The organism is Nocardiopsis mwathae (assembly GCF_014201195.1).
GTDB lineage: Bacteria > Actinomycetota > Actinomycetes > Streptosporangiales > Streptosporangiaceae > Nocardiopsis_C > Nocardiopsis_C mwathae.
On sequence record NZ_JACHDS010000001.1, the window covers coordinates 3524416 to 3544616 of the forward strand.

The 20201-nt window shown below is 70.7% G+C and carries 16 protein-coding genes; 5 read left to right on the forward strand and 11 right to left on the reverse strand.

What is annotated here, in order from left to right:
* Positions 1-16: 16 nt before the first annotated feature.
* Positions 17-544, reverse strand: coding sequence for a single-stranded DNA-binding protein (gene ssb / locus HNR23_RS27220; RefSeq protein ID WP_184076193.1), 528 nt, complete (start codon positions 542-544; stop codon positions 17-19).
* A 174-nt stretch (positions 545-718) separates the two neighbouring features.
* On the opposite strand from ssb, the gene HNR23_RS15170 reads away from it, so the two are divergent.
* Positions 719-1675, forward strand: coding sequence for a 3-methyladenine DNA glycosylase (locus HNR23_RS15170; protein WP_246421772.1), 957 nt, complete (start codon positions 719-721; stop codon positions 1673-1675).
* A 103-nt stretch (positions 1676-1778) separates the two neighbouring features.
* Here HNR23_RS15170 and HNR23_RS26840 read toward each other — a convergent pair whose 3' ends face one another.
* The 3 genes from HNR23_RS26840 to HNR23_RS15185 all read right to left on the reverse strand — a co-directional run bounded on the left by HNR23_RS26840 (position 1779) and on the right by HNR23_RS15185 (position 5186).
* Positions 1779-2669, reverse strand: a complete 891-nt coding sequence (locus HNR23_RS26840) for a hypothetical protein (protein WP_184076194.1) — start codon at positions 2667-2669, stop codon at positions 1779-1781.
* A 528-nt stretch (positions 2670-3197) separates the two neighbouring features.
* Entirely contained in the window at positions 3198-3962 is a 765-nt protein-coding gene (locus tag HNR23_RS15180) for an AAA family ATPase (protein ID WP_184076196.1), read from the reverse strand.
* Between the two features lie 120 nt (positions 3963-4082).
* Complete coding sequence (locus HNR23_RS15185; RefSeq protein ID WP_184076197.1) at positions 4083-5186, reverse strand: TIGR04222 domain-containing membrane protein; 1104 nt, start codon at positions 5184-5186, stop codon at positions 4083-4085.
* 238 nt (positions 5187-5424) lie between these two features.
* On the opposite strand from HNR23_RS15185, the gene HNR23_RS15190 reads away from it, so the two are divergent.
* Together HNR23_RS15190 and HNR23_RS15195 are read left to right on the forward strand one after the other, a co-directional pair.
* Positions 5425-7494: a phosphocholine-specific phospholipase C gene (locus HNR23_RS15190; protein WP_221308129.1), complete on the forward strand. Its 2070-nt coding sequence runs from the start codon at positions 5425-5427 to the stop codon at positions 7492-7494.
* A gap of 84 nt (positions 7495-7578) precedes the next feature.
* Complete coding sequence (locus HNR23_RS15195) at positions 7579-8055, forward strand: GNAT family N-acetyltransferase (protein WP_184076199.1); 477 nt, start codon at positions 7579-7581, stop codon at positions 8053-8055.
* A 384-nt stretch (positions 8056-8439) separates the two neighbouring features.
* On the opposite strand, the gene drmC is transcribed toward HNR23_RS15195, so the two are convergent.
* From drmC to HNR23_RS15230, 7 genes are all read right to left on the reverse strand, one after another.
* Complete coding sequence (drmC, locus tag HNR23_RS15200; protein ID WP_184076201.1) at positions 8440-9195, reverse strand: DISARM system phospholipase D-like protein DrmC; 756 nt, start codon at positions 9193-9195, stop codon at positions 8440-8442.
* Between the two features lie 56 nt (positions 9196-9251).
* Positions 9252-11180: a DUF1998 domain-containing protein gene (gene drmB, locus HNR23_RS15205; RefSeq protein WP_184076202.1), complete on the reverse strand. Its 1929-nt coding sequence runs from the start codon at positions 11178-11180 to the stop codon at positions 9252-9254.
* On the reverse strand, positions 11177-14767 hold the full coding sequence (gene drmA, locus HNR23_RS15210) for a DISARM system helicase DrmA (RefSeq protein ID WP_184076204.1): 3591 nt from the start codon (positions 14765-14767) through the stop codon (positions 11177-11179). The genes drmB and drmA overlap by 4 nt, the downstream gene beginning before the upstream one ends.
* Positions 14768-14970: 203 nt before the next feature.
* Positions 14971-15663, reverse strand: a complete 693-nt coding sequence (locus HNR23_RS15215; RefSeq protein WP_343070574.1) for a hypothetical protein — start codon at positions 15661-15663, stop codon at positions 14971-14973.
* Positions 15660-16871, reverse strand: coding sequence for an AAA family ATPase (locus tag HNR23_RS15220; RefSeq protein ID WP_184076206.1), 1212 nt, complete (start codon positions 16869-16871; stop codon positions 15660-15662). Before HNR23_RS15220 ends, HNR23_RS15215 begins: the two co-directional genes overlap by 4 nt.
* Positions 16872-17262: 391 nt before the next feature.
* Complete coding sequence (locus tag HNR23_RS15225) at positions 17263-17781, reverse strand: peptidase dimerization domain-containing protein (RefSeq protein ID WP_184076208.1); 519 nt, start codon at positions 17779-17781, stop codon at positions 17263-17265.
* Positions 17782-18210: 429 nt separating this feature from the next.
* Entirely contained in the window at positions 18211-18768 is a 558-nt protein-coding gene (locus tag HNR23_RS15230; RefSeq protein ID WP_246421773.1) for an ATP-binding protein, read from the reverse strand.
* 237 nt (positions 18769-19005) lie between these two features.
* Here HNR23_RS15230 and HNR23_RS15235 point away from each other — a divergent pair, with 237 nt between their 5' ends.
* Entirely contained in the window at positions 19006-19869 is an 864-nt protein-coding gene (locus HNR23_RS15235) for a helix-turn-helix domain-containing protein (protein ID WP_184076210.1), read from the forward strand.
* A complete protein-coding gene (locus tag HNR23_RS15240) occupies positions 19866-20183 on the forward strand; it encodes a DUF397 domain-containing protein (RefSeq protein ID WP_184076212.1) in 318 nt (105 codons plus the stop codon). Before HNR23_RS15235 ends, HNR23_RS15240 begins: the two co-directional genes overlap by 4 nt.
* The last annotated feature ends 18 nt before the right edge of the window (positions 20184-20201 follow it).

A 20201-nucleotide genomic window follows, 5' to 3' on the forward strand; every position in this document is an offset into this window, starting at 1 on the left:
GGCCCCCGTACACGCCCTAGAAGGGAGGGTCCCCCGCGGACTCCCCCGATCCCCCGGTCGGCGCCGGCACCGGGGACGGCGCCCGCGACGCGGCCGACGCGGTACCGGTGTCACCCGCGGCATCCTCCGTCCGCGGCGGCGGCACCACCGACCGCCGCGCCCCCGCACCCCACCCTCCCGCCCTCCCCACCCGGCTGACCTCGGCCGCCGTCCAACGCAGCGCCGGAGCCACCTCGTGCACCCGCACCTCCCACGCGGTCCGCGCCACCCCCTCGGCCGCGGTGTACCTGCGCTGCCGCAGCTCGCCGACGACGATCACCCGCGTGCCGCGCCCCACGCTCTCCGCGATGTTCTCCGCGTGGGCCCGCCACGCGGAGCAGGCCACGAACGCGGTCTCGCCGTCGCGCCACCCACCGGCGGCGCGGTCGAACACCCGGGAGGTGGCCGCGACCGTGAAGCGGCACAGCGCCGTACCGTCCTCCAGGAACCGGACATCCGGATCGCGCACCAGGCGGCCGACCACGGTGACGACGGTCTCGTACACAGGGCATCCCTCCAGCGTCAGGGAGGCGGTTGCTTGGCTGGTGGTGCGCCGGCCGATCGGCCGGCGCACCACCAGCCAAGCAACCGCCTCCCCCGCACGGCCAACCCGATCCGCCCGCCTGTGGACGACTCCGCGGTCGACCGCCCCGCGGAACACGACCTAACCTGGAATCCGATGAACACCCGCACCGCGAACTCCACGGCCGCCGGCACCGCGCCGACCGCGCCCCTGGAGGAACACGTCTGGCAGGAGCGCGAGGCGCGGCACCGGAAGCGCGCCGACGCGCTGCTCGCCGGCCACCTCGAACGCCGCCTCCGCGGCGTGGCGCACCCCGTCGAGGACTTCCTGTTCACCTACTACAGCTACAAGCCCACCCAGCTGCGCCGGTGGTATCCGGGGGCGGGCGCGGTCCTGCTCGGCGCGGCCGCCCGCAGCCGGCTCGACGAGCGCTTCTTCACCGAGGTGCGCTCCGCCGACGCCGCGGGGCGGACGGTCGTCGGGGTGGGGCTCGACATGGAGGCGTTCCTGGCCAAGCGGGCCCCGACCGCCCGGTTCGTGGTGTCCCTGCTCCGCGCGGTCGCCTCGCGCCCCGCCCACCTGGGCTGCTTCGGCCTGCACGAGTGGGCGATGGTCTACCGGCAGTCGCCCGAAGAGGTGCGGCACTCCGCGGTCCCGCTGCGCCTCGGCCCCGAGGGCACCGACCGGGTGGTGGAGTCGCACCGCATCCAGTGCTCGCATTACGACGCGTTCCGCTTCTTCACCCCCGAGGCGCGCCCGCTCAACCGGCTCCGTCCGTCCCGCGACACCCAGGTCGAGCTGGACCAGCCCGGCTGCCTGCACGCCACCATGGACCTGTACAAGTGGGCCTACAAGCTGGCCCCCGCCGTACCCGGCGAGCTGCTGCTGGACTGCTTCGAGCTCTCCCGCGACGTGCGCGAACTGGACATGCGCGCCTCCCCCTACGACCTGGGCGACCACGGCTACACGCCGGTCCGCATCGAGACCGCGCAGGGCAAGGCCGACTACATGGCCGCCCAGGAGGCCTTCGCCGAGCGGGGCGCCGTCCTGCGGGCGCGCCTCCTTGAGGCCCTGGCCCCGCTCGTCCCGTCCGACGCCGCCGACGAGGACTGAGCGGCGGCCCGGCGCGTCGGCGCCCGTCCCCCGCGCACCGAGGGGCGGGGACCCATGGGTCCCCGCCCCTGCCGTTCCGCGGTTCCGGCCCGGTCGTGGGACGCTACGCCTCGTCGTCGGCGGGCGCCTGTGCCGCGGCCTTCTTCTTCCGCGCGGAGTACATGGCGGCACCGCCGCCGCCGATCGCCGCGAGGCCCGCGGCGACGAGTCCGGCCAGCGCGGCACCGGTCACGGGAAGGCCGCCGCCACCGGAGGTGGTGGCCTTCTGCTCGTCGGCCTCCGCGGCGGGCGAGGGGCCCTGCGCGTCGCCCTCGTCGGCCGACGGCGCCGTCTCGCCCTCGGGTCCGGCGCCCGACCCGGTCTTCGCGCCGTCCTCTCCGCCCTTCCCGGACTCCTCGGCCCCGCTCTCGGACGTGCCGCCGGGCTGCTGCGGGGCCTCCTTCTCCTCGGTCTCCTCGCCCTTGTCGCCGTCGCCGCCCTTGCCGGTCTCCTTCTCCTCCTCGGAGGGCTTGTCCGCGGTCGCGCAGTCGACCCAGAAGACCTTCTGCTTGGCGCGGCCCTTCTGGCCCTCGAAGTTCCAGAAGAGCTTGTAGTGGCCATCGGGCAGGGTGTGGGTCCCGGTGCTGCCGTGACCCGCGTCGTCCAGGGTCAGCTCGCCGTCGAGGACGACCGGGCGGTCCTTGGCGCCCGTCCCCGGCGGCCACTCGCGGATCTCCCACGTGACCTTCTGCTCGGGGTCGAACTTGGAGCCGACCAGTGTGAACTCGCAGACGCGCGGCTCATTGCGCATGTCGGAGTCGGGGGTCGTCGCGTCGTGGACCTTCACGGTCCCGTTGTCCCCGGGGGGTCCGCCGCGCGTCTCCTTCTCGGCGGCGACATTGGTGGAGTCGGCGGCGACGGCCACACCGGACAGGCCGAGCGTCGCTCCGACGAAGAGCACGGCGCCCACCGCGACGCGGGAGGCGCGTGAGACATGGGTGTGCCACGTAGACAAGGGATGACTCCCAAGAGGATGGGGGATGAGGAGGCTCAACTTAGCGGTTGGTTTCGGACATCCGACACAGCTTCCGTCACGGTCCCATAACACCTGCGTGATCTGCGAAAACGTACGTATGAACGGGGTGGGGGAACTCGACGCAGCGTCATCCCGGCCACGCGGAGCGCGCACGGCGCGGGCCTGGCCGCGCCGCGTTCCCGGTATGTCGCGCCCGCGCGGCGGGCCGCCCTGCCAGGCGCTCGCCGCGGCCTGCGCCAGAACCATCACCGTTCCGATCACCGCTGCGCCCGTTACGGACAGCCCGAAAAACGCGGCCCCGAGCCAGACCAGGCGTGCCCGCACCACCGCCCACACGCGCCGGGGCGCGGCCTCGGGCAGGACGGAACCCTGGGCGACGGAGTGTTCGGATGGCATGCCCCACGGCCTGTCGAAGTCGGCAGGCCTTGGTAGAGGGCCATGCCACCGCTCGCGGATGAGGATCACCCGGCCGGGCGGTGACGGATGTCATGCGTCGACCGGGCCGTGTCACGCGTCCACGATGTGCCGCAGGTACTTGTCGGGCACGGCGAGGAAGCGCTTCCAGTGGTCGACCACCTCCAGCTCGTCCCACGCGGGGCGCCGGATACCGTGCTCGCCGACCTCGACGATGTCCGCTCCGGGCGTGGCCGCCAGGACCGGCGAGTGGGTCGCGCAGATGATCTGCGCACCCGCCCGGCCCGCGTCATGCAGCAGGCCGACCATCTGCAGGCAGGAGGCGAAGGACAGCGCGGACTCGGGCTCGTCCAGGAGGTAGAGGCCCGGCTCACCGAGGATCGTCCGCAGCACGGTCATGTACCCCTCACCGTGGCTGCGGACGCGCAGGTCGTCCTGCCAGTAGCCGGGGATGATGATGTCGGAGGAGCTGATGAACTCGATGAAGTCGAACGCGGTCTCGGCGCGCAGGAAGTAGCTGCGCGACTTGAGCTTCCGGTTGGCGGCGTACTTCGCGCCCAGCGCGGTCGGCTCCAGCTCGATGTCCCTGCCGAGGACGGACTTGTCCCCGGGGTCCCTCCGCCGCTGGATCCGCCCCCGGCCACCGCGCGGGTCGATGTCGTAGGCCTCGGCCATCGCCTCGACGATGGTCGACTTGCCCGAGCCGTTCTCACCGACCAGGAAGGTCACCGGCCGACGGAACTCCAGCCCCTTGTCGGCGATCTCGGCTACGGCGGGAATCGTGTAGGGCCACGCTTCTCGGTCGATCCCGTCCTCGCCCTGCCACGGCTCGGGCACGTGGATGCGGCGTACGAGCATGGATGCTCCCCCTCTGGTTCCCCGGCTGCGCGCAGCCACTGACCTGCGGGGAAAGGAGGATAGCGGCATCAAGGGACCATTCCGGCACCCGAGGCGCGGTCCACCGGCCCCCGGCGCTGCTCAGTCGGCACCTCCACCGCCGTCACCGCCGTCACCGCCGCCGCCGTCATCACCGCCCCCTCCGTCGTCGCTACCGCCCCCGCCGTCGCCGCCGGTATCGCCCCCGCCGGACCCGCTGCCACCGCCCGCACCCGACGCGTCGGCAGAGCCGACGCAGTCCCCGGCGAAGCCGCAGAGGTCCCCGAGGGCGACGTCTCCGTGTGCCCCGGACGTTCCTTCGCCCGTGCCCGGAGCGATCGCTCGGGCGGCAAGATCGCTCCCGGTCGCAGGATCGACGGGCATGCGCCCCATGTCGGCCAAGCCCGTCAGGGCCGTGAAGCGCAGGGCGGCCGCCACGGCGAGGCGTTCATCGCCCCTCGGCCGCGCCCGGACGTGGCGCCGCCGTGCCTGTGCCAGAACGGCGTCACCGGCGGCGGTACGGGCGGTCAGCTCACCCCCGGTGAGGATGCCCAGGATGCGCAGCACCGCCCAGGACACGACCAGGACCACGCCGATACCCAGCGCCTGCGCCCCCATGTCCCGAGTCCAGGCATCCGGTGCGACCACGAACACGGCTCCCCCGGCGAGCAGGGCGAGAATGCCCACGTAGGCGATCCACCTCAGCAGGCCCAGCGTCCAGGAGCGCATGCGGAGCGCCCGCGACAGCTCGGCCGAGCCGACGTAGAGGCGCAGGGCGGTGAGTCCACTCGGAACGGAGCGCCGCCCGTAGTCGGCCATGGCCGCGGCGATGAGCCGCTTCGCGCCGGCATGCCCACGGAAGCGCAGGGCGCGCAGGATCGCCTGCTCCATCGGGTGGTCCTCGCCGGTCACAGGGTGAAGGCCCCCGACGCCGGCGAAGGAACCGTCGCGCCCACGGGCGACCCGGCCCCGCAGGTACATGTCGGTGAACACCACCTCGGCCATCCGCCGGGCCCCGCCGGCCAGGAACGCCAGCTCGGCAGGGGGCAGGTCATCGGCGTCGGGCGGCGCGATCGGGGTCGCGCCCCGGACCTCGGCGCGGTGGACGAGGTATCCGCGCATCTGGAATATGCCGAGGATCAGGACGATCACGAGCATCTCAAGGCCGAGGATCACGATCGGGAGATATCCGGCCGGGTGCGTCATGTGACCTCCTTGCCGCGGCCACATGCGGACGAGTGGACGGGTGGACGGATGGACGAACGGAGAGCTCGGGCGGGCTGCGCCTTCGTCCCCATTGTCCGGCCTCCGGACGCGGGGAGGGGATTCCGCACCCCTCAGTCGTGCGGCCGATAACGGTCCAATCCCACCCGTAAGCCCACATACCACGCCCGTTCAAACCATGGAAATGGCGGCGCCCTCCCCACCGCCTATAACGACCGCCATGACCCTCACACGGCACCAGTTCATCGCCGCCGGGGCCGGTGCCCTCGGCGCATCACTCCTCCCCCCGTCGGTGCACACCGCGCTGGCCCGGCCCATCCCGCAGGGCGGGCTGGAGGCCATCGGCCACGTCGTCTTCCTGATGCAGGAGAACCGGTCCTTCGACCACTACTTCGGCACGATGAAGGGGGTGCGGGGCTTCGGCGACCGCAACGCCATCGAGCTGCCGGACGGCGGCGGCGTCTTCGAGCAGCCGAACGACTGGGGCGAGGCCGTGCTGCCGTTCCCGGTCCGCGACGCCGCCGAACTGGTCGGGAAGGACCTGCAGTACATCGACGCCCTCCCCCACGGGTGGCCCGACGGGCAGCGGTCCCGCGGCGACGGCTGGCACAACGGCTGGATCCCGGCCAAGAGCGCCGCCACCATGACCTTCTACGACCGCCGCGACATCCCCTTCCAGTACGAGCTGGCCGACACCTTCACCATCTGCGACCACTACTTCTGCTCGGTCCTGTCGTCCACCAGCCCCAACCGCAACTACCACTTCACCGGCTACACCGGTTACGAACCCGGGACACGGCGCCGCGCGATCGCCAACGACGCCTACGCCGAGGACACCCACCCCGGCTACGACTGGGCCACCTACGCCGAACTGCTCGAACAGGCCGGGGTGAGCTGGCAGGTGTACCAGGAGTGGGACAACTTCACCGACAACCAGCTGGAGTTCTTCGCATCGTTCAAGGACATCGCGGTCAAGGCGCTCCAGGGCGATCACCCGGCGATGGTCTACTACTACGACGCGCTGGCCAAGGCGTCACCCGCGGAGCGCGAACGGATGGAGGCGCGCCTGGAGGAGGGCGTCGCCCGGCTCGGCGACCACGAGCGGCGCCTGTTCGAGCGGGCCCTGCGGCGCCACCCCACCGGACGGACCGCGGCGGCCTTCCGCGCCGACGTCGAGGCGGGCACGCTTCCGCAGGTCTCCTACATCGTCCCGTCGGCCGCCGACTCCGAGCACCCCTCGGTGTCCTCGCCGATCCAGAGCGCCACCATCACCTACCAGGTGCTGGACGCGATCGCGTCGAACCCCGAGGTATGGGACTCGACGGTGCTCTTCATCAACTACGACGAGAACGACGGCTTCTTCGACCACATGCCGCCACCGGTTCCGCCCGACGACGTGGCGGAGGAGTTCTACCGGGGCGATCCGATCGGCCTGGGCATGCGGGTGCCGATGATCGCGATCTCGCCGTGGACCGTGGGCGGGTACGTCAACTCCCAGGTGTTCGATCACACCGCGGTGGTGCGGTTCCTGGAACGGCGGTTCGGGGTGACGGCGCCGGACATCAGCGATTGGCGGCGCACGGTCTCCGGCGACCTGACGTCGGTGTTCGACTTCACCGCGGCCGGTAGGCCACCCCGGCCGACCCGACCCGGCCCGGTCCCGCCCTTCGAGGGCCGCTGGCGGCCGCTGCCGCCCCGCGAGCAGCGGATGCCCGAGCAGGAGCCGGGGACCCGGCCGGCCCGCCCGCTGCCCTACCAGCCCGACGCGTCCGCCCGCGTGGTGGACGGCGCCGTCGAGCTCACCCTGCGCAACACGGGCAGTGAGAGCGTCCACTTCATCCTCTTCCCCTACGGCGGCGAGCTGCCGCGGCCGCGCCACTTCGACGTGTCCGGCGAGGCGAGCGAGCGCATCGGCGTCGGCGGCGACGCCTACCGGCTCGTGCTGACCGGCCCCAACGGGTTCCGCCGGGAGTTCGCGGGGTCGGTGGCGGACGGGGCCTCCCGCGCCGCCGAGGTCGCCACCGAGATCGAACCGAACGCGCGTACGCTGCGGCTGCGCTTCGCCAACCGCGGCGAGCGGACGCTGACGTTCTCCCTGCGGCCGCGTGCCTACACGGATCGGTCGGGCAGGACCGTCACCGTGGCCCCGTCCTCCCAGCGGACGGTGGTGTGGCCGACCAGGGACGGCCACGGATGGTACGACCTGGACGTGACACTGGCCGAGGACGAGGGGTTCTCCCGCCGCCTCATGGGCCACATCGAGAACGGCAGCCCGAGCATCACGGGGTGAACCCCCGCGTCGCGACCGCTCGGGTGGCGGAGCCGGGGGAGGCACCGCCACCTCAGGCGCGTGCCTCCTCCTACGCTGTCGTCCATGCCGATTTCCATCCATGAGGCCGCGTGGGACCACCCGACAGGAGTACGGCTCCGCCGTGACCAGGAGCGGGAGACGATCTCCCGCTACGACGGGGACCTTGAGCTGGGGCCGAAGCCCTCGGCGGCCGACATCGACGTGTTCCTGCTGGCCGCGGAGGCCGAGACGGGCGAGACCGTGGGCTGCGGCGGGCTCCGGCGGCTGGACCCGGCCACATTCGAGATCAAGCGGATGTATGTGGTTCCCGAGTGGCGCGGGCGCCGCATCGGCCGGGAACTCGTGCGGGCGCTGGAGGACGCCGCGCGGCAACGGGGCGCCGCGCGGGTCCGACTGGAGACCGGCGACAAGCAGCCGGAGGCGATGCGGCTGTACGAAACCTGCGGCTACCACCGCATCGAGCGCTACGGCTACTACGTCGGCTGCGAGGCCAGCGTCTGCTACGAACGCGTCCTCGACGAGGACGCCCTCACCCCATGACCCGGCGCACCCCCGACGCCGTCGGGTCATGCCCCCGACCGCCCGACGCGCAGCGGCCCCGAGAAGGCAGGGAGACCATCGTTCCCGGTACTTCGCGCCGCCCCTGTGCCACCCGGGTACGGCCGTGGCGGAGGCGACGCGGAGTCCCGTCATTCGGAACGGGCCCACGTGCCGCACCTCGACGTCTCGAAGGCGTGGTCGCGGGCATCGATGGTCACGACCTGGGGACCGGAGCCCACACTGTCGGTGATGACCGAGTCGAAGGATCCGCGGCCTCCTCGGTCGCCGCGAGCGAACCGAAGATCCCCCGAGCATGAACGCGCCCACGGCGGCAAGGACGCGAAGCGCTGCCTCGGCTCCACCACGGACGTACGGCCCGCCCGTTCAGGCCCCTGCCGCAGGGACGAGCATGCGCGCGTCGCCGCGCATCAGGGCGCGGAAGTGTCCGACGATGCGGCGCACCGTGTCCGGGTCGTGTACCAGCACGCCGACTTCGATGTTCTCGTTCATGGCGTGGCCGGTCAGGTTCGCGCTGCCGATCAGGGCGACGCGGTGGTCGGCCGCGATCACCTTCGCGTGGAGTGAGGCTCTTCCGTCGGCTCCTCGGTGTTCGCGCGGCCAGCGCCAGAAGTCCGCCAGACCGGCCACGCGTGCGAACGCGTCCACGGCCCCCGTCGCGTCCTCCAACACCACGTTGATCCGGACTCCGCGCCCCGCCGCGGCGGCGAGTGCGTCCATGACGCCGTCGGCCCGGTAGGCCGCGTAGCTGACGATCAGCAGCTCGCGCTCGGCCTTCCCGATCACCTCGGCGACCACGGCGGAGGTCAGCCGTGTGGGGACATCGGCCACGGATGGCCCGGTGATGACCACGTCACCGCGCCGATCGGCCGTCCGCTCGCTCACGTGGGAGGCGGCCAGCAGGGCGAGTGCCACGGCCGAGCCGGGAGTGTCGGGAGACCCGGCCCAGGCCGCGACGAGTCGGTCGGCCAGTGGCGCCAGCCCGTACCCCGGGCGAGACGCGAGCAGATGAGCGGTCAGGCCGGCGGCGCTCGGCCCGGAAGCCTCCTCAAGCACCCGCGCCCACGCGGCGGCGTGCCCTGGGGCGAGCTCCTGCGCGACCTCCGCGAGGGCGGCGGGCAACGTCCCGCCCTCCGCGGTTCCCCGGCCCGGAGTCCGGGGCGCACCCCCTCTCCCCCTCACCCGAAGAACCCGATCCCCGCCTCCGCGTCGACGATGGTGTCGACGACCAGCGCGCGGTCGAGGTAGTGGTTGCCGCGTACGCAGGAGGTCTCCGCCGCGTACAGGCACGCGTGGCACGCCGCCCCGGAGAGGCGGGCGTGGTCGGCGGGGTCGTACTCCGCGCACAGGGGGTCGGAGCTGCACAGCCGGGCGGCCTCCAGCGCCTGGGAGACGAGGGAGTCCAGCCGGGCGTGGTCGGCCCCCAGGGAGACGAGGCCTCCGAGGGTTCCCTCGCTGTCGGAGGCGGCGGTGTAGAGGAGCACCCCCGCCATCGGCTTCTCGCCTCCGCGCGCGTAGACCCGCTCGGCGATACCGGCCGCACTGTACCCCGATTCCAAGGAGAACTCGCGGATCAGGCAGTGCGCGAAGGAGTGCAGCAGCACGTAGCGTGCCCCCGGCCACTCACTCGGGTCGAGCCCGCGGGCGGTGCGCCACGCGATGTGCCCCCGGCGCAGCCGCTCCTCGCGCCGCCGCACTTCCGGCCTGCGCTCCCAGGCGGCGATCCTGTCCTCGTCGAACTGGAGGAAGACGCCCTCGCCGCGCTGCTCCGCGCACGGCACCCAGGTGGGCGGCTCGACGGACAGCCGCGCCACTCGGCTCTCCTCGGTGTGCAGGACGTCGAACTCCGGGGGGTCGACCCGGGTGAATCCGTACAGGGCACTGACCTCCCGCAACCGGGGCACCAGCACCACCCGGTGCAGGAACTCCGCCGCCTGGCGCGGCATCCGCTTGGGCCGGGCCGTGGTGAAGTCAGGGACGTCGACCGGCTCCGGGCGGGTGAACGCCTCCCACTCCGGACCCGCGATATCGATCGCGTCGCCGGTGTCGCCGGTGTCGTCGGTGTCGTCGCCGTCGCCGTCCGAGCCGGCCCGGTCCTCGGCGGCCCGGCCCTGGACCGCCGCCCACACTTTCTCGAACCCGAAGGGCTCGAACTCCGGCCAGAATGCCATGGCGGGCAACACGTCGCGCGCCGCCTCCTGGGGCAGCCGCGCGACGGTCGACAGCCCGAGGTTCCAGTGCTTCTCGATCTCGTGGTCGAGCGGTTCATCCTGCTCCGGCAGGCTGAACACGGGGATCTGCAGGGGGAACCAGCCGTTGGTGGCCCCCAGCGCCATGGCACGGGGCTCCTCCCCGCACCCCTCGAAGACGCCGAGGTGCGGGTGGCGGCCCCGGCAGGCGGGCAGGTTCTCGTCGGCGTTCTTCTGCCCCATGGCGTCGACCATCGAGCGCGACGCGCCGCACCCGCACTTCACGATGACGTTGGCCGCCTCGCCGGACGTACCGAACTCCACCATCTTCAGGGTGTGCCCGACGTCGGCGGAGTCGGGTTCGGCGCCCCGGTGCACGAAGTACATCCACGGGAAGTCGTCGAGATGGCCGTTGCCGCAGGCCATCACGAAGCGCGCGGGAACGGCCGTGGGGCGCTTGTTGCCGCTGCCGTAGCAGTTGTGGACGTAGCGGCTCTTCTCCGGCCTGAAGGCGTTGGGCACCATCTCGAAGCTCCCGCCGCTCGACACCCCCGCCACCGGTACGCGGCCGAGCCGGTTGCAGTCCCGCCGGGTACACCGCAGCCAGCGCGGAAACGCGGCGACGGGCACCCCGACCTGTGTCCAGGGCTGGAACACGTCGGTGGACGCGGGGGTGTAGGGGGGCATGCGCAGTTCGGCGACCTGGTCGCCGAGCCGCTTCCGCACGGCGGCCAGCAGCCGGTTCTCGGTGATCCGCGCCGCGTGCTGCCGGTCCCACCGGTCCAGCCCCCGGATGATCACCGAAAGGTTCGGCATGTCGGTGACCGCGCCGATACCGAAGGTGTGCAGGAGTTGGCTGGCCCGCAGCTCGCCGACCCGCAGCGTCTCGTGCGCGCGCTCGGTTCCACGCTCGCTCATGCGCCCTGCCCCGTTTCCATCTTCGCGGTCGTCGCGCCCCGCGGCCGGAACCCCGGCGCGTCGTCGTCTCCGAGGTCGTCGGCGGTGTCCAGCACCAGGCGGATTCCGTCCTCCACCTCCCGCAGCGAGGTGGGGCAGGTGGTCCGGCCCCATCCGCCGCCACGCGGCTCGGCCAGCAGCCCCATCACGTCATCGCTCGTGCCGGACAGCTTGTAGACGAGGTCGGCGCCCTGTTCCCGGCGCCGCTTGTCCCAGATGTCCAGGCGGGTGTTGAGCTGGTCCTCGACGCTCCGCGCCGCCGCCTGGTCACCGGTGACGTCGCGGGCGCGGTTCTTGACCTCGGACAGGACGTAGGCGGCGTCCTTCCCGCTGCGGTCGAAGATCTGCGCGGTCGCGTTCGCGTTGTAGGTGCTCTCCAGGTTGCGGACCAGGGCGACGAGCAGCCCCATCAGCCCCCGGTCGACCGCGCGGGGCGCGAACGGGGTCACCGACAGCGCCTCGACGTGCCGGTACATGGTCGCGTGGAAGTGGTCGAAGCGCTCGTAGTGGGAGAGGTCGCGAGGGCGCGACCAGTTGTACACCGTGAAGACGACGCCCGGGTGCCGCCGGCCCACACGGCTGGTGGCCTGGATGTATTCGGCGGTGGACTTCGGCTGGTTGTTGACGACCATGACACCGAGCCGGGGCACGTCGAGCCCGACCGCGATCATGTTGGTCGCCAGCAGCACGTCGATGGGACGCGGAGCGCTCTTCACACGGGTGAACGGGCGCCCCAGGCGCTCCCGGATCTTGGGGATGTCGTCGCTGGACATGCGCGAGGTGAGTTCCTCGACGATGGGGTCGCGGCGCCGGGCCAGTCCGCGGCCGTCGGCCCGCCCGAGGCGGGTGGACACGTCGTCCTCGACCAGCCGGCGCATGCCGCCGAGGTCGCGCAGGCTGTTGAAGTACCCGACGAGTGTCATGTAGGGATCGGTGACCTCGTTGGCCCCGTACCTGTCGTGCAGCTTCTGCGCGGCGGCCAGAACGGCGGTGTAGACGCGGATCTGCGCCGACTTGATGCGCACGCCGTGGGCGCAGATCCCGACGTAGCGGCGGCCGGGGGTGCGGTCGGTGGGACGCTGCCGGGAGAAGAAGTTGTCGGCGGCGTCCAGGCTCTGGGGTGGGAACACGCGCGTGGTGCGCCCGGCGAACAGCGACCCGATCTGTTTGGCGGCGCGCCGCACAGTGGCGGTGGAGGCGATCACCTTGGGGCGGACCTGCCGTTCGACCTTGCTGCCCGGCGGCGGGTAGCTCCACGCCGCCAGGCGGTCGACCGCGGTCTCGTACAGGCCGACCATGGAGCCGAGCGGGCCGGAGATGAGGTGCAGCTCGTCCTGGATGATCAGGTCCGGCGGGCGCAGCCGACCGGTGCGCCGGACCGTGGCGGCGGGGTGTCCGGCGCCGCCGGTCCCCTTCTCGGCCTGGTGCGCCGAGGCCCCGCCGCAGGCGTCGCGCTGCAACTCACCGGAGAGGTAGCCGTGGCGCGTGCAGACGCGCTCGACCCGCCCGAACAGCGCCTGCGTCTCCCCCTTCCAGGCGAGCTGGGCGAACTTGTCGACCGTGGCGATGACAAGCGAGGGCACCAGCCGGTAGATCTCCTCGTCGACGACGAGGACCGGCAGTCCCTCGCCCCCGCTGGCCCACCTGCTGAACGGGCACTCCAGGTCGGGGCAGAACATGTGGGCGCGGCGCTCGACCATGTCGACGTCGATGTCCTGACCGGCGGTGATCGCACTGCCGCACCAAGGGCAGGACACGAGCTGGTGCGGGGAGCCGATCGCGCGGTTGCCCGAGCCCCGGTTGGGGTTGCGGACGGCCTTGAGCCAGTCGTGCGCCTGGTCGACCCTGTTGGGAGTGGACTTGTTGCCCACCCACAGGCCGATCCGGAACGGTTCCCTTCCCCACGTGGACTCGTCCTCCCGCCGCTCGACCTCGCAGGCGCAGATGAGGGCGGCGGCGCGCTGGAACTGGTCGATGGTGAGCAGGCGGAGCGTGTAGCGCATCAGCACCGCGACGCCCGCGTGCCCGGAGAGGCCGGCCACCTCGCCCTGTCGGCGCCGGATGGCCAGCGTGTAGGCGGTCAGGCCGAGGTAGGCCTCGGTCTTGCCGCCGCCGGTGGGGAACCAGAGCAGGTCGGCCATGCGGCCGTGGTCGCCGGTGCGCTCGGGGTGCCCGGGGTCGGTCAGCGAGGGGAGGTTGAGCAGGATGAACGCGAGCTGGAAGGGGCGCCACCTGTGGTTCTTCGGGCGGTCGAGCTCGGCCTTCAGCTCCGCGAGGTCCGGGTCCTCACCGCTGCTCTGGGCCCTGCGCCGCTCCTCGGCGAGGAGGGTGTGCACGCGCTGGCCGGACATGACCGCGTTGGCGAACCGGAAGCAGCGCAGTGCCTCGGCGTCGGTGGCGAGCAGGTCGATCGCGGCCGCGATGCGCCCCGCCGCCTCCTCGGCGTCGGCGAGGTTGGCCTCCGCGTCCTTGGTGAAACCGTTCAGGTGGTGGGCGGCGGGGGTGGCGAGGCGGCCGCGCTGGCGGGCGATCCAGGCCCGGTACCCGGTGACGAGCGGTTCGAGGCGGCCGCGGACGTCGGCGGCGCCGAGGGCGGCCAGCCGCTTCATGTCGAGTTCGACGTCGGCGAGCTCGGGCAGGTCGGGATCGGCGTCGGCACTGGGGACGTCGGTGTGGGCGAGCTCGTGGCGCGGGACGGCGGCGGTGCGCACGGCGGTGGCGCGCCGCGGGTCGTCGGGCAGGGTGTCGACGGCGACGGCGGTGCTGTGCCCGATGGCGAACTCGGCCGAGTACCGGTGGGTCATGGCGAGCCGCCGCTGCTCCGCGCGGTCCATGGCGTCGCCGCCGGAGACGTGGTCGTCCCGGGGGCGGAAGACCGGGGCGGAGCCGTCGGCCGCGGTGAGCTCCAGTTCGGCCTGGAACAGCCACTTGTGCTGCTCACGAGGTTCCCCGGTTTCGCCGTTGACCAGGAAGACCGTGACGAGCTTGTCCTTCTTGTGGGTGCGTACGCGGCCGCGCACGCACACCCGCGGCTGTTCGGGGTCGAGCGGCAGGGGGCCGAAGGCGCCGTCGGTCAGCGGGATGGCCACTTCGCCGGTCCCGGGCTCGCGCCGGTACACCCGCTCCTTCGACCGCGGGTCACTCGCCGCTCCGGCGCCGGATGCCTGCTGCTGGACGTACCTCCCCCAGGAGGCGCGGGCACGCAGCTCACCCACGTCGGGATCGACGGCCGCGGTCAGCCCGTAGGCCGAGCAGTACATGCTGGGGACGGAGGGGGCCTCGGGCTCGGGGTCGGGGTCATCGGGCTCGTTGATGGGGACCGAGGTGTCCTCCAGGCCGTTCTCGGCCAGGTTGTCCTGCTCCTCGGGCTGGAACAGGGCCCCGTTGGGCGCGAGTCTGCCGAGGATGTAGTAGTCGGTGGGCCGGTCCCCGCCCAGCTCCTCCTCGTCCCCGCCGATCGGCCCGTAGAGGTCGGTGACGACGAGGTCTTCGAACTCGCCCCGGATCTCCTGCGGCGTCGGGGGTTTCAGCACCGGTTGATCACCCATGGGACAACCTTAGAGGCGATCTGTGACGTTCCGTCCGGCCATTGCGCCATCCCAGGTGGCAAGGTCGCCGGAGGCCACCGATGACCATGGGATTCGATCGGACAAAAGGGGCACGATCAGATACCAGCCCATGATCAACGCCAAGATAACGTCATACCGGGCGGCGGCCGCGCCGCTACGGGCCGGGATCTCTGTCGGCAGACTCAGCCCTTTCCTGAGCCGATGTGCTTCTCACCGCAGACTCGGGCGTCTTCGTTGAAGCGGTCCAATGAGCGGTTGGTTCCCTGCGGAGCACTCAGGTGGCCATTGTCGACGATGTTGCGGACGACTTCTGGAGCGTCCGACTCGCGATACTTACGCCCTCCCTTCCCGGTGACTTCCGTCATGAGGATTCGCTTGGGGTCTGCCATCCGTCCGGTATCCCGACCCACGCGGCGCTCGGGAATCTGCCAGGTCGTCACGGTGTCGGCAAGCGCGCCAGGGAAGAGGAGAAGCCACGCTTCCATTTCCGCCGCGGCGAGTACGTAGTGCCCGGTGCCGAGGGATTTGCTCAACTCCTGTTCGACCTTGGCATGTGCCGCGGTCCAGGCCGCTCCATCTGGCCGATCGAAGTCCTCATGGATGAATACACACGCCACATCGGCTTTCTCGCGCTGGGCGCGCGCCTTCACCTTGCGGGCGAGCGTACGGATCCGAGACGTGAGGTTCTCACCGGTCGCCTTGTGCAGCCGCACATCATCGCTGATCTCGACGATCCGCCCGCGCATCTGCGGACAGACGGCCTCCAAGAGGATGCGAAGGCTGGCGCGATCATTGCGGTCCTCCCCCGCGACCACCACAACCGGGTGCTTCGTCGGCCGCTTCGCTGTCCCCTTCCTCCCCTTTCCGCGGCTCACAGATCTCCACCAAGGCTGCCGGAGAACCAGAGCTCGCCGAGTGGCTGGTCTTCGCTCGCGTCAACGATCCGCTTGATGTCGCGGACCGATACGGCCGGAATCTGCGACTCGCCCCTGTCGTCGCGCTCGCACACGATCAACTCGGTCGGCCGGAGGCGATCGGCGAGCGCGGGCGAGTGCGTCGCTATGAGGAACTGCGTACGGTGGCTCGCGTCCCGCACACGTTCGACCAGCAGTTCCAGCGCCTGGGGGTGCAGGCCGTGGTCGATCTCTTCGATGCAGGTGAGTGCGGGCGGCTCAGGGTCGTAGAGGAGTGCGAGCAGCCCTAGGAGCCGGATCGTTCCGAAGGACGCATCGGCGAGTTCCGTCGGCTGGCGCAGTCCGCTTTCGTGCAGCACCACGACGACCTCGCGCGCCGGCCCCGAGGGAAAACTGAAGTCGATCCCTTCCAGCTGGGGAAGAACCTGCCTGGCGTCGGCCTCCAAGCGCTGCCACGCACGCACATCGGTCCGATGCAGTGCGAACAGGAACTCCGCGAGGTTGGCTGCGTCATCGTCCAGCCGCATACGGTCCTCGTGCATGTAGCGCGTCATACGCGACGCGGTACAGGCTGTGGCGACGTCGACATCGAACACGCGGAACGAGGCGAGCTGCCGCGCCAGGGCCGCAACCTCGCTTCCACCGGCGTCGTCGGCCAACCGGGGCAGGGTCGAGAGGCCACTGCTGAGTCGGCGGAGACCGATGGAACGCTCTTCTTCGCCGCCTTGCCCGCCCCGGTCGACGACGCGGGCCTTCTCGCCACTGATCGTGATCCGTCTCCCCCGGCCCTGAGTCCGCTTGAACTTGAACGACTCCCTACGCGAGAGCGTTTCGCCCTCCCCCCTCGCCCGGCGACTGATCCGCAACTGGTACTCGTCGGGCGCTTTGAGGCTGCTGTGCCTCGTCCAGGTCGCCTTCAAGCGGATCTCTATGGAGGAGGGGATGCGATCGGCCCCACGGAAGGCCACGCTGGCGTATCCGCCTCGGCTCTCCAGGGCGGGTTCGATGTCGGTGTGGATGATGTCCGCCAGGAAACGGAACACGTCGAGCACGTTGGTCTTGCCCGCACCGTTGGCGCCGACCAGCACGTTGAGCGGGCCGAGTGGGACACTGATCTTTCGCAGACTGCGAAAGTTCTCGACTTCGAGCTCGATCAGCCGCTTCTCCATGGCATCAGCATCTCCTACCTTCGGCTGGACTCGCACGAACACGGGCCGAATCCAGCCGAACGTCTCACAGACTGCGCCAGTGCCAGCCGCGTCCAGGCTCGGCGGCCGGGAACCGGGGTGGAGTTGCTTCAGTTCGGTAGACGCCTGTGAGCTTGGGTTTTACGCGGCTTCAGCCAGGTCAGGCAGACCACTCTTGGTCGCTTCAGCGTGACGACGTTCATACTCGGCCGGGCTGAGCTGGCCGTTGGCCGAATGCCTGCGCCACCGGTGACCTTGCCGGCGAACTCGCCGACGTGCTCATCTACCTCGCCGCGATCGCCAACCGGGCCGGAATCGACCTCTGTGACGCGTTGCGGGAAAAAGAGCTGGTCAACGAGGCGCGCACCTGGTCCTAGCCGTCGAGTAGGCGGAGCACAGCCAGGTGGTATGCGGCCTGCACCGCCACCAGGGAGTCCACACGGACCCGCTCATCGATTCCGTGCAGCCCTTCGTAGTCCGCACCGAATCCTGCGGTAGCCGCGATCCCGAGCGCGGCCAGGTAGTTGCCGATGTTGGAGGGACCGGCCACCTTCGGCTCCACCGCCAGCCCGACATCCACGGCCCCGCGCAGCAGTGCGGCCACCAGCCGGTGCTCCGGCTCCAGGGCGTAGGCCGGCCACGACAGCACCGGCTCCACCGACGACGGAGGAGTTCCCGGCCAGCCACGGTCCACTTCGGCCACCGCAGCGGCCACGGTCTTCTCCGCCCACGCGGCATCGGCGGCCGGGGAGGTGCGCACATCCACGTTGACCGTGCACGCGTCAGGCACCACCGACCAGCTGTCGCCCCCCTCGATCCCGGTCACCGTCACCCTCGGCGCCTTGGGGAAGGTGTCGGTCGGAGCAGATCCGGTGTCTAGGGCATGCAACACGCCCACGAGCTGTCCGGCGAAATCCGGCTCGCGGTGCAGCGCGGCGCTGACCTGCGCGAAGCGGCCTGACGATCACATGCCCCTGTCCGATTCGACTTGACACACTCCGTCCAGGTAGGCCACGTCGCGAGAGCGCGACCCGGTCACGACCAGGCACCGCTGCGCGCCCTGCACGACCCGGCGCATGGCTTCCAGCAATTCGCCATGGGCCTTCAACAGGCGCGGCTGCGCCACCCGGCCCGGGGCGTCCTGTCGTGTACCGGCCTCAGTGACCTGACGCGCCCGGTCCCCGAGGGGAAGCGGGACCGGGCGCCCTCAGTTGCCGCTGTCGCCTGCCGTCCGCCGTTCCCGCCGCCGCACCTCGTCCCGAAGGATGCCCCGGAGCTCATGCGGGCCGGGCGTTGCCGGACGACGCCCGGTGCCGGTGGTTCACACGGTGAGCCAGGCGCTGTTGGTGAGGTCGTAGTCGAGGCGGAACCAGACCCGGCGGAAGCTGGACTGCCCGCTGTCGCCCCACGCGGTGGAGAGCCGGTCGACCAGCCCGAGGCCGCGGCCGGACTCGGCGGTGAGGCGGTCCTCCGGGTCCAGAGGAGTGAGGTAGCGCTGCTCCCTGCGGTCGCACCGCTCGTCGAGGCTGCCCCAGTCGGCGCAGATCAGAGTGAGGCCGTCGACCGAACGCTCCACCTTCAGGGTGTAAGTGCGGCCCGGCGTGCCGGAGCGGGTGTGCTTGATGGCGTTGGTCGCCAGCTCCGTACCCAGCAGGTCGAAGATGTAGCGGTACTCGGGGCTGCCGGCCGCCGCGCAGGTGTGCAGGTAGGCGTGGACCAGCGGCATGAACACGGGCTCGCCCCGGAAGGAGAAGCAGCGCCGGGTGAAGTAGGGGCGGTCGGTGCTGCGGTTGAAGTAGTGCTCGTAGCCGTGCGGGATGAGCAGGTTGAGCGGGATCGTCACCTCGGGCATCGGGGGTACGGGGGTCAGGACGGACATGAAGTGCTCCTAGATGCACCGGTCATGGACGTTCGGCAAGAGGGGTGTATGACCACAGCCGCTGAAGTTGCTGTTGTGAGGACGCTGGAGGCGGACGCGTCGTAGCGTGGTGAGCATCGACACCGGGTAGCGCTGCGATCACTGCTGACACCTCCGAAGTTAAAAGTGAATCTCACGATCGTCAAGCGATTCTCGTGAGATTTCCAAAGAAGGATCGAAGGCGTTACCCTCATGCGCATGCACCATCCGCACAGCCCCTCCCTGCGTCGGCGCCGCCTGTCGACCGAGCTCCGCCGCGCACGCGAGAGGGCAGGCCTGACCACGACCCAGACGGTCAAGTCGCTCAAGTGGGCGGCCGGGAAGCTGAGCAAGATCGAGAACGCCGAGACCCAGACGGTCAAGGCGGCCGATCTCGACAAGATGCTCGACCTGTACAAGGTCACCGACCCCACGGTGCGCGAAGCCATGCATCAGCTGGCCCGCGACGCCAAGGAGCGGGGCTGGTGGTCGAAGTACCGCGACGTCTTCAAAGATGAGACGCTTCCCGACTTCGAGGCCGAGGCCTCAGGTCTACGCACCTACGAGTCCCAGGTCATCCCGGGCCTCTTGCAGACCCCGGACTACGCGCGAGCAATCTTCGAAGGTGGCCTCTACACCGGAGCAGAGGAGGTCCGACGCCGGACTGAGGCCCGCATGGCCCGACGCGAGATCCTGACCAAGTTTGATCCAGTCCACCTACGTGTGGTGATGGACGAAGCCGCTCTCCGCCGCCTGATCGGCGGGTCACAGGTGATGACCGAACAGCTGCGACACCTGCTGCACATGGCGAGGATGCCCCATATCCACCTTCAGGTGCTGCCCTTCGATGTGGGGTCCCACGCGGCCCTGACGGCTCCCTTCACCATCCTGGACTTCCCCAACCCTCTCGACCCCACCATCGTGTGCATCGAGACGCTGACCGACGCCCTGTATCTGGAACTCCCTGAGGACGTGGAACGGTATAGCGTGACATTTGGCGACATTCAGGGCTCGGCGGTCAGCGCCACCCGATCCGCCACCATCATCACCGACGTGCTGAAGTCCTTAGAGAGTCCTCGATGACCGACCAAATGGAGTTCCGCAAGAGCAGCTACAGCGGCCAAGGCGTGAACTGTGTCGAAGTGGCGAACCTAGGCCCCCGACTCCGGAAGAGCAGCTACAGCGCCCAAGGCCAAGCCTGTGTCGAAGTGGCTCACGTCCCCGCCGACTTCTGGAAGAGCAGCTACAGTGCCCAGAACCAGAACTGCGTCGAGGTAGCGGATCTCCCTCAAAGAATCGCTATCCGCGACTCAAAGCAGCCCGAGCGCGGCCATCTCACCTTCCCCACTTCCGAGTGGGCAGCGTTCCTCAGCAACACGCGTCACGGTGAGCTGTAACCACCTCACAACGACCAG